At 41.0% G+C, this 10,577-nt stretch carries 3 protein-coding genes; all 3 read left to right on the plus strand.

The window, feature by feature from the left end:
* The first annotated feature begins 808 nt into the window (after positions 1-808).
* The 3 genes from F3I09_RS33850 to F3I09_RS33860 all read left to right on the plus strand — a co-directional run bounded on the left by F3I09_RS33850 (position 809) and on the right by F3I09_RS33860 (position 9,384).
* Entirely contained in the window at positions 809-4,558 is a 3,750-nt protein-coding gene (locus F3I09_RS33850) for a hypothetical protein (RefSeq protein WP_149699486.1), read from the plus strand.
* A 97-nt stretch (positions 4,559-4,655) separates the two neighbouring features.
* Complete coding sequence (locus F3I09_RS33855; RefSeq protein WP_149699487.1) at positions 4,656-9,056, plus strand: DUF6443 domain-containing protein; 4,401 nt, start codon at positions 4,656-4,658, stop codon at positions 9,054-9,056.
* A 19-nt stretch (positions 9,057-9,075) separates the two neighbouring features.
* The gene (locus F3I09_RS33860) at positions 9,076-9,384 is read left to right on the plus strand and encodes an immunity 53 family protein (RefSeq protein WP_149699488.1); all 309 of its coding nucleotides are present in this window, start codon (positions 9,076-9,078) and stop codon (positions 9,382-9,384) included.
* Positions 9,385-10,577: the final 1,193 nt, after the last annotated feature.

Below are 10,577 nucleotides of genomic sequence, written 5' to 3' on the forward strand. Positions count from 1 at the left end.
TTTTCATATCGTTTTGTGATCTTTGACTTTAGTTAAAGTTTTATGTTGCCCACTAGCCGTTGTGGTTTCCTATACTTTGTTCGTATTAATTCAGAATTTTCAGTTTAGATCTTAGCCTATACATGTGAATAGTTGGATTATTGTAGCATCTTATAATAGATCTGTCATTCGAGTACGCCAAGTTCACCTTTTGTAATATTTTCTTAAAGTCTACCTAAATTCAAATGAAGCAAGCATTTTTTTTTCCTTTCATTCTAAGATTTGGTATTGTTTCTATTACTTCCGTTGTACATGCACAGCCTGGACGGAGATTGGGGCAACTAACAACGGATCATCTTTACCTACTATAAACTATTGCAGGTGAACGGTTCCGCTCATCAATATTCCACTCTAATTGAGATAAGCGTATAGGCAAATCATAATTTTTATAATATGCAGGGTGCCTACACTATTTGTGTAGATAAATCCGCAGGAACCAAATGCAATGTCGTTATAGGGGTGTGGCATTATTAGTTCCAGCGCACTTAAAGACATAGGTAGATGCGTTTGGAATATAAACATTACAAGTAATTTCTAACTATATATTATGAAAGGACAGCTTTTCGTACTTCAATGTTTTTGCTTTTTATTATGTTTTGGTTTTAATACGTTCGGGCAGTCAAATATTGGTGATCCACAGTTTGATTATTCTCCAAAAACACCAGCCGTTGCGTCGATGCAACAGGCGATTGATGTTCCGGTAAGTAATTTTACAGGTTCCGGTTGTTTTACGATTCCTTTGCATACAGTCCGATCAAAGGATATAATTGTGCCTGTTACGATAGCATATCAGGCAGGCGGTATAAAGGTAGACCAGGATGCTACAATGGTTGGTCTGGGTTGGGAGTTTAAAGGTGGAGGAATGATTTCGCGTACTGTGAGAGGAAATCCTGATGAGGGTTTGATTACTAAAGTATGGAAGGATACAATTATTACGGTGGTGGGAACACGGATTGATACAACTATTCGCTATCATAGCAAGGTGGAGGAGTATGTACTCATGAAGGGCAAGCATGGTGGTTTTTATGTCGATAATGGCAATTCGCCTGATATCCCGGCTTTGTCTACTGTTATGCAGCAACATAATGACGCCATTAAAAATGGACAGATACCTGCACCTTCAGATATGGATTGGACATTTTACGGACTGAATGACGCTTCCCCGGATTTGTTTTATTATGATTGTGGGAACTACTCAGGAAAATTCTTTTTTGGGAATAACAGAGTGCCGGTGCTTGTTCCTTATAATAAGGATATCAAAATTGTGCCTGTTTTCTCCCAACAAAATCTGAATGGCTGGACTAACTATTATTTTGATACCTGGTCTGTTACTACTCCCGATGGAATCACTTATTTTTTTGGGGAAACAGATAACTCAAAAATTTATGCCACATATCAAGGGGCGCGTCGCCCCAATGCGTGGGCATTGACCAAAATAGTTAACAATCTCACAAAAGACAGTGTCATGTTTACTTATGACAAGGTGATTTCTTATCATACTGGTACATCTAATAGAGAGGACTTCGTAACGCAAGAACAATTGGATTCATGTAACTGGCCATCTTCCACAAGGGCTGTTGAAATAAACGGCATGGAGGAGTGTCAGCTTGCTACTATTACTACCAGAAACGAACAATTGAATTTTTATTATTCCACTACTGACAGTAATTATTATAAGGAATCATCCGTCTCAACACATTTTAACAGACTCGACTCTTTCATTGTAAAGGATGTCAATAGTGCTGTGCCATATAAGAAGATTCAATTTACATATGGAAGTTTTCTTTCCCAAAAACTGAAATTGAAAGAAGTGCTGGTAATGAACTACCAGCGTACCCAAATCATGCCTTACACCTTCAATTACTACGATACGGCATTCAGAAAAGTGAAGGTGAATTTAGATTCAATACCATTTTTTAGCTACTACTCTCAGGATTACTGGGGATATTACAATGATGCGCGTAATGATCTGAAAACAACATTGTATATAAATGGCTGTAACGGTGAAGGTATGGTGTCCCGGAAAGCAGCATGGCCGCAGATGCAAAGAGATGCATTGACTGAAATATTGTATCCTACAGGAGGGAAAGTAAGGCTTGTTTATGAGCCCCACAGTGCATCTGGCGGCAGGCTTATGAACGGTTTGGTTGGAGATTATGAGACTTTTTTCTGCGATTCTCATCACAATTTTTCCATTACTGATACCATCGGTGGATTAAGAATAAAAAGAATTGAACAGATTGACCCTGTAAACAATGATACCCTGATTAAAACATTTGAGTATAATATTTTTGGAACTGCATTATCTTCCGGTTTTTTAAACAGTACTCCATCGATAGTGACCGATGTGAGCAATTTCCAATATTGCGGTAATACGATAAGTAAGCCCAAATACCTGGTCAGTACACAAAATCAGCAGTCTGGTGCTGGTGCAGGGCCGTTCATCTCTTACAAAAATGTCAGCGTCGCTCAGGAGCGGCGTGGTGTACAAAACGGTTATACGCAATATGAATATTATGATGACACCAATACAGATTCATCGTTTTATTTTAATATTTGCACCAACACAGATTATTGTTTCCCTGGTAGTTACGATGTGTTAGCGAACTGGCAGGTACGAAAACCGTTTGAAAACCTATTGGCAGGTTCTGCTAAAAGTACAAGAACTTATAATAATGCGGGACAGCTGTTAAAAGAAGAAAAGACAGAGTATGAGGCTGTCAGATATCCTGTTATAGCAAGGATAATTGAGTTCAGCAGTTTGTTAAGTACAAAAATCTGTGATCGTCCGACGCTCCCAACCGTTGTTGATTATGGCAATCATCCCGGTGTTCATTATATGAATAAACCAGAAGACTCATATATGTTCCTTAGAACATATGCACTTGGCAAGATGGCCGTATTGACACGGAAAACAATAACAGATGTCTATGATGCCAACGGTAGCAAAATGACCGATACAACAACTTTGTATTACGAAAGTCCATATCATATCAATCCGACCGCTTCTAAAAGTATTGCAAGTAATGGTGATACGCTTCGTACTGAGATAATTTTCTCTATGGACCTTCCGGACGTTAATGGAACAGATTCTTTGGGGTTACATATGCGTAATGCATATCTGAATATTCCGGTAGCATCTTTTACAAAAAAGAATAATCTGGTTTATGGAGGTGGATACGCTTTGTACAGAAGAACATCACCACAGGATCCTAAAAGCATTCTAAAAAGAGAGGAGTTTAAACTGACGACAAATACAGGACTCGAACCTTCGGCACTGAACCTTAGCGGTACTTATCCTAAAATACTAAATTTCCCGCCTTCCCAGTTTAAGCGGCAGGCGGCCCTGAGTTATGATAATGATAATAATCCTATACAGATAGTGACGAAAGATCAGGAAGTGCGAGGGCTTGTATGGGGATATAACAATACGCTTCTGATAGCTAATGTGATTAATGCAGGTGCCGGTGAGATCGCTTTCACGGGATTTGAGGGTAGCGATAAAGGCAATTGGGTAATACCCTCCACGACAAGAAGTAATCTAGCTTTTGCAGGTTCAAGATCGTATGTCTTAAGCGCTGGAAATATCAGTCTTACCAGGATTGCAACCAACAGGAAAGTTGTTGTTTCCTATTGGGCAAGGAGTGGAACTGCGCAGGTAAATGGAATTGCAGTTGCAGGGGGACCGCTTAGAAATGGCTGGACCTATTACGAACATCTTCTACCCGAAACAACAACTACTGTTACAGTAAGTGGTACTGCCACCATTGACGAACTTAGGATGTATCCCGTAGGAAGTCTTGTAACAACCTATAACTACGATCCCATACTCGGACTGACGTCTGGTACTTCTCCTGAAAACACTACAACTTATTATGAATACGATACGCTATATGGACTCACAACTACCAGAGATGCTGACAGAAACGTTGTCAAGAAAACAGAGTATTACGCGGTTGGGTTCAATACGACAGCCCCAGTATGGCGTTCCACAGGTCAGTCGAGATGTAAGCCATGTGCGGCAAATGCCGCTTATATGACCGACACGCTACAGTTGTTGTATGCGGACTATAACCAGAGCAGTACTACATGGAAATCTCTTAAATGGGAGGACGTAGGCAAATCTACTACCTGCCCTATTGTAGCTGGGTGGAGTAACACTGCAACACCTGCACGTTGCCAGTTGACAACTGAAGGGCAACCAAACGGTAACCAGGAACAGGAACAAATAGACGCCAATCCCTGCAGTCCGACATACAATACAAAACGATGGGTGGTTGTTGGTGTGCCCAATACCGTTTGTGTTGCTTGTATCGGTATTGATAAAAAGGTAATTGGTGGTGTTTGTCAGACTGGAAACAGGGTGAATACTTCCTCCCAAGCTATTCTACAGCCAGGTGGAGGTGTGTTGTATAAATGTACTTACCATTTCGAATGGAGTGATTGCAGCAAGAGCGCTGATTTTATCCAGAATAATACAGCACCCTGTACGATTAATTTAAGTTGCAGCGATTGGTAACCTTTAACTGAACAGACAATACTGGATCAGGACGGAAATATTTTGAAACAGATTGAATACCAGTATAAGGCTTCAACTATTAAATAGCAGCAAACCTATGAAGTTTAATAAAAACGCAATTCATACAATAACACTGAGTACTTTTCTTATTGTGCCAGTTTTTTTGTCAGCCCAAAACAGGCCTGGGGGAACACGTAGTGCAGCCACGGCTGTAACTGTTCCTTCTGCTTATGCCAACACGCAGATCAATTTTATCAGGACCTGGCAGGCGAATATGCCTCTGACAGATGCTGCCGCTGTCGAATCGGCAGCCCGGAAAGTAAGAGAGATAAAACAGACCTCTCAGTATCTTGATGGCCTTGGGCGTCCAATACAGACCGTTTCAAAGGCAATAAGCCCTAACGGGAAAGATCTCGTGGCTCCCGTTGCATATGATCAGTATGGCAGGGAAGAATATAATTATCTTCCCTATGTGCAGCAGACATCTAGTGATGGCAAGTTCAAAACAGCTCCTTTTTCTTCCCAGAAAGATTTTTATCAGAATGGTATACTCAATCCGGGAGTCGTGGGTGAAAATATCTATTATAGCCGTACAGAATACGAGGCATCGCCTCTCAATAGACCATTGAAAGGATATGCCGCAGGTAATAGCTGGGCAACCAGGCCTTCGGAGAACCGTTACCTTGTCAATACATTAAGTGATTCTGTCAGGATATGGAATATGGGCACTGTAGTTCCGGTCACTACTTCCAATTATGGTACTGGACAATTGCAAAAGAATGTGGTTCTGGATGAAAAAGGTGGTCAGGTAGTTGAGTATAAGAATAAGGATGGGCAGGTAGTATTAAAGAAGGTACAAATCTCCAATAGTCCAGGTACCGCCCACATAGGATGGTTATGTACTTACTATGTGTATGATAACCTAGGGAACCTTCGTTTTGCTATTCCCCCCTTGGCTGTTGACGCGATAAAGGGCCCATGGACCATAAGTACAGTCATTGCTAATGAATTATGCTTTCAGTATCAGTATGATAACCGCCAGCGTATGATTGTAAAACGGTTGCCAGGCGCTGGACGCGTTTTAATGGTTTATGATGTTCGAGATAGGCTTGTATTTACTCAGGATTCCCTTCAGCGTGCTAAAGCTCCCATGGAATGGTTGGTTACATTTTATGATGATATTAACCGCCCAACAATGACGGCCATCTATAGCGGAACAGCAACAAGAGATACGATGCAGGCCAGAATGAACCGAGCCACGTCATCAGAGTCTATATCATATGTCGCCCCCGCAAAGGCTGATCTAGGTCTATACAGTCATGACGGCACTGCCAGGTATATCGCCAGAAACAGCATTAGCATACTGGACGGATTTGATTCTGGAGTGGCAGGCGAAACCGAAGCAACAATTGATTCTACTGCCACCGGTGATATAACTGTTATCACAGCTAGTAATCCGCTACCTTCTGTCTCTGTGTCGGCCCTAACACCTTTGACATATACATTTTACGATGACTATAATTATTCCGGGAAACTGACCTTTGCAGGTACGGATACCTCCAAATTGGCAGCTGCGGATACGCTTTATCCTGAGAGGCTTCCAGTGAGCAGCATGACCACGGGACTTATCACCGGGAATAAAGTAAGGGTGCTCGGCACAGACAAATGGCTGACTACGACTACTTACTATAATGACAAAGGCCGTCCTATACAAGTGATAAGTGAGAATAATTTGGGAGGCAAGGATGTGCTAACTACCCTTTATAGCTTTAATGGGCTGATTTTAAGTACCTATATTCGTCACCAGAACCCCAAAAGCGTTACGCCGCAAAGCACCTTACTTACTACTATGACCTACGATCACAGTGGCAGGCTGTTGACCGTGAGAAAACGATTGAACGACAACGTAAGCCAGGAGAAGATAATTGCGTCAAATAGCTATGATGAACTGGGGCAATTGAGGTTGAAGCGTTTAGGTGTGAATTCTTCAGGAGACCTGATTGATACTTTGGGCTATACCTACAATATTCGTGGTTGGTTGCAGGGGATCAATAAAAACTTTGTAAATAGCGGAACAAGTACATTAAACTGGTTTGGCCAAGAGTTGAGCTACGATTATGGTTTTGATTCCAGCGAGTTAAATGGTAATATCTCCGGCGTTAAGTGGAAGACACGTGCGGATAGTGCCTGGGCTTATGGCTATAGCTACGATAAGGCCAACCGCCTTACAGGAGCTTACTTTACACAAAGGAATGGAGTAAGCTGGGCACAGGATAAGAAGGACTTTACGGTTAGTAACCTTACTTATGATGCCAATGGCAATATCAGATCTATGTGGCAAAAGGGCATGATCGGCACAGCGAGTGACACGATCGATCAATTGACCTATTCCTATGATGCTACCAGTAACAAATTAATATCGGTAACAGATGCGAAATCGGGTAAAACTGTCACGGCTAAACTTGGCGACTTCAGGGACGGCACCAATGCGGGGAATGATTATTCCTATGATATAAACGGCAACCTCACTGTCGATTTAAATAAGGGTATCAGCTCAATAACCTATAATCATCTAAACCTTCCTTCCGTGATCACAATTACGGGTAAGGGCACCATTGCTTATCAATATGATGCCGTTGGCAACAAGCTAAGCAAAACCGTTCTGGATAATACAGGTAATTCACCTACAACAACGGTGACTGATTATGCTGGTACATTTGTTTATAGGCAGGATAGTCTTGAATTGATAAGCCATGAGGAGGGGCGCATTCGGCCAGTGTATAAGAGTGGACAGCCGATTCAATACGCCTACGACTACTTCGAGAAAGATCATTTAGGCAATGTTAGAACAGTGTTGACCGATCAGACAGATTTTACGATGTATGCGGCCACTATGGAAACTGAAGCGGCAGCCCGGGAAGTGGCATTGTTTAGTAACATTGAGGATACCCGTGCGGAAAAGCCGTCTGGATATCCCGAAGACCAGGCTACTGAGGAGAATAAATTTGTAGCCAAACTGAACGCAAAAGATGGTGGAAAGAAGATCGGACCTTCATTGGTACTCCGTGTTATGGCTGGTGATACAGTGCAGATTAACGCAAAGGCCTTCTATAAATCACAAGGTCCCGCGGATAACAGTCAAAAAGCTCCGGTAGAGGATATGGTTGCAGGACTGATGCAGGCTTTTGGTGGTAGTCCAGGTGAAAGTGGCTCTCATGCTTCGGAAGTTGTTTCTAATAATACTCCTTTTAGTACGGATTTTTATAATACTGATTATCAGCGTTTAAAGGAGAAAGGCCAACAGGATGGCTTACCTGGACGTCCGAAAGCTTATTTAAACTTTGTTTTGTTCGATTATGATTTTAAATTAGTGGAAGATAATAGTGGGGTAAGGCAGGTGAAAGAGCGTCCGGATGAGTTGCAGGAACTGAGAGTAGAGAAGATGGCGGTTGAAAAGAGTGGATTTTTATATGTTTATACCAGTAACGAGAGTCAGCAAGATGTGTTCTTTGATAATTTAACTTTGGCCTTAGCGAGCGGGCCGCTGCTGGAGGAGACACATTATTATCCATTTGGATTGACAATGGCGGGGATTTCTACAAGTGCTTTGAAGGGAGCCAACTATGCTAAAAACAGAAAGGAGTATAACGGAATAGAGCATACAACAGATTTTGATCTTAATACATATGATGCATTTTATAGAACACTTGATCCGCAAATTGGAAGATGGTGGCAGATAGATCCTCAAACAGAAGCAATGGAGATGTGGAGTCCTTTTGCAAGTAACTATAATAATCCAATAAGATGGAATGATTTTCTAGGTAATTCTCCTACAGACCCACCAAGTGGTTTAAGAGGTTTTTTAATTAGTACCGGTGGACTTCTTAATGGTTTTAATCATGTTTTAACAATGGGATATTGGGATGTTCCAGCAAAGCGGTTTAACTTAGAAGGAGAGGATGCTAAACAATATAATAAAGCAACTGAGGTAGGTGAAATTGTAAGCATGCTGCTTAGTTCAAAACGTGGTGTGCAGGAACAACCTCAGGTTGCTCCTGCAGCAGGTATTTCGCCCGTTGCTTTACCCGTAGAAATGCCATTAAGTACTCCATTACCGGAAATTAGTCCAGAAAGTTCTAAACGAGATGCAAGAGAGGACAATAAATTGGACATCGACCCGAAAGCAGAAGGAGATCATGTCGTTTTTAAAAGAGATAATAACAACAATATATTTAAATATCAGGAGTGGTGGAAGAATGAGTTCAACCCTAGGGGATATGAAGACGCGAAGAGATTTGATGGAGGTACCGTTGATGGTCAACCCGGAGAACCGCATGTAAATAAGAATACTAAAGTTCCGATGCCCACGCCTCATGTTAATGGTAGGGAGTACATTCCGGAAACGGGAAAAATGCAAAAAATTCCCGGAGGAGTGAGAGCTCCGGAATCATATGAAATTCCTGATAACAGTAGGTTTTTAAGACCTGGAGGTATATAATGTAATAATATTTTAGTGTATGAATAATATATTTGAATGGCTTGTTAATTGGTTCAACTCGAATTGCGATGGCGATTGGGAGCATGAGAATGGAATAAAAATTTATACTGTTAGTAATCCTGGGTGGTTTATTTCCATTGGCTTAAGAGATACACCATTGGAAGATAAGATAATTGAATCCGAGCTTATTGAAAAAAGCGATGACGACTGGTATTTCTATGGAATAAAAAGTGCAAAGTTTGAAGCTAGTGGTGACACTAATAAACTGATATTTCTCTTAACAAAGTTTAAAGAATTAGTAGAAGCAGCCGCGACAGAGAGACTATAAAACATATTATCTGGTACTAGCTTTCTGCTTAGTTCATGCAGCAATGCTTTTCACCGACCAGTAAATGGAATATATAGTCTTTCCATTATTGATATTCCATTTTCTCTTATTCAGAAATATTTTGAAGTAAATAGTTCCTGTAAGGGAAAGTGGCGAAAATTATCCGATGATACTCTTCTTTTAAGGTCTGGGGATGCTGATATATCATTCCAACTTCAAAGTGGGTATCTTTCTGAGAGAAAAGAAAGTGACAATACGCAATGGGAATTGGATACAGACCGGTGGGGTTATTTTAAAACGTGCAAAATGGAAAAGAGTTGGTCTGGAATAGTAATGTATAAATCAGCCGAGGCAAATTGCCTCGGCTGATTTATAACTAAAAAGAGTTCAGATTGACTTCATCTCAACAACTATTGGAAGGTTAAAATTCCGAACGAACAAGGACAAATTTGCTGTTTTTATTTATGTAGCACGACATTAAACCATCTAATTAAGTATGGAATGCAGGATCACTTTTAAGTATTCACAAATAATTTCTCTAGGGAAGTTTGCATCCGTTAGCCGAAATCGGAAGTTGGTTTAAACTACACTTGCGCAAGCATATTTAGCCATCGCATTTATTTAAACACCCTGTATGACTCGAACTCAATTAAGCCTTGATAATGAAATAAGTATGTAAATCGGCAAAAAACAAAAACGCTTCAAGTCTTTCAACCTGAAGCGTTTCATTTAGTGTGACCCCAGGTTCGAAAACTCGAACCAAATTATTGATGAATTAACTATTCTCAATAGAAATTGGCATCAATGAGCTAAAATAATATGAAAAAAGTTCGAGGTCTGTGCTTAGGGTAGTATTTAATCCTTTGTGTAAATAGTATAATACGCAACTGTATACGAGTTAATACCACCCAGCAGGTGGAGTGAAGTGAGGCGAAGCGTAGCGGAGCCGAACGAAACGACACCTGCTGGGTACGGCGGCTGGATTTGCCCCCGATATTTTTTAACTTTGAATACAGTACTATGGACAATCAACAACCACAATTCCCAAAGGACTTCTTTAAACAGTTCAAGAGTAAAGAAGAGTTTCACACCTTCTTTAATGGCCTCTTTAAGCAAGGGGTGGAGGAAATGCTGAAAGCAGAACTGGATGATCACCTCGGTTATGAGAAACATAGCCCTGAAGGCCGCAATTC

This window comes from Chitinophaga sp. CF418, assembly GCF_900142925.1.
In the GTDB taxonomy this organism is placed as follows: domain Bacteria; phylum Bacteroidota; class Bacteroidia; order Chitinophagales; family Chitinophagaceae; genus Chitinophaga.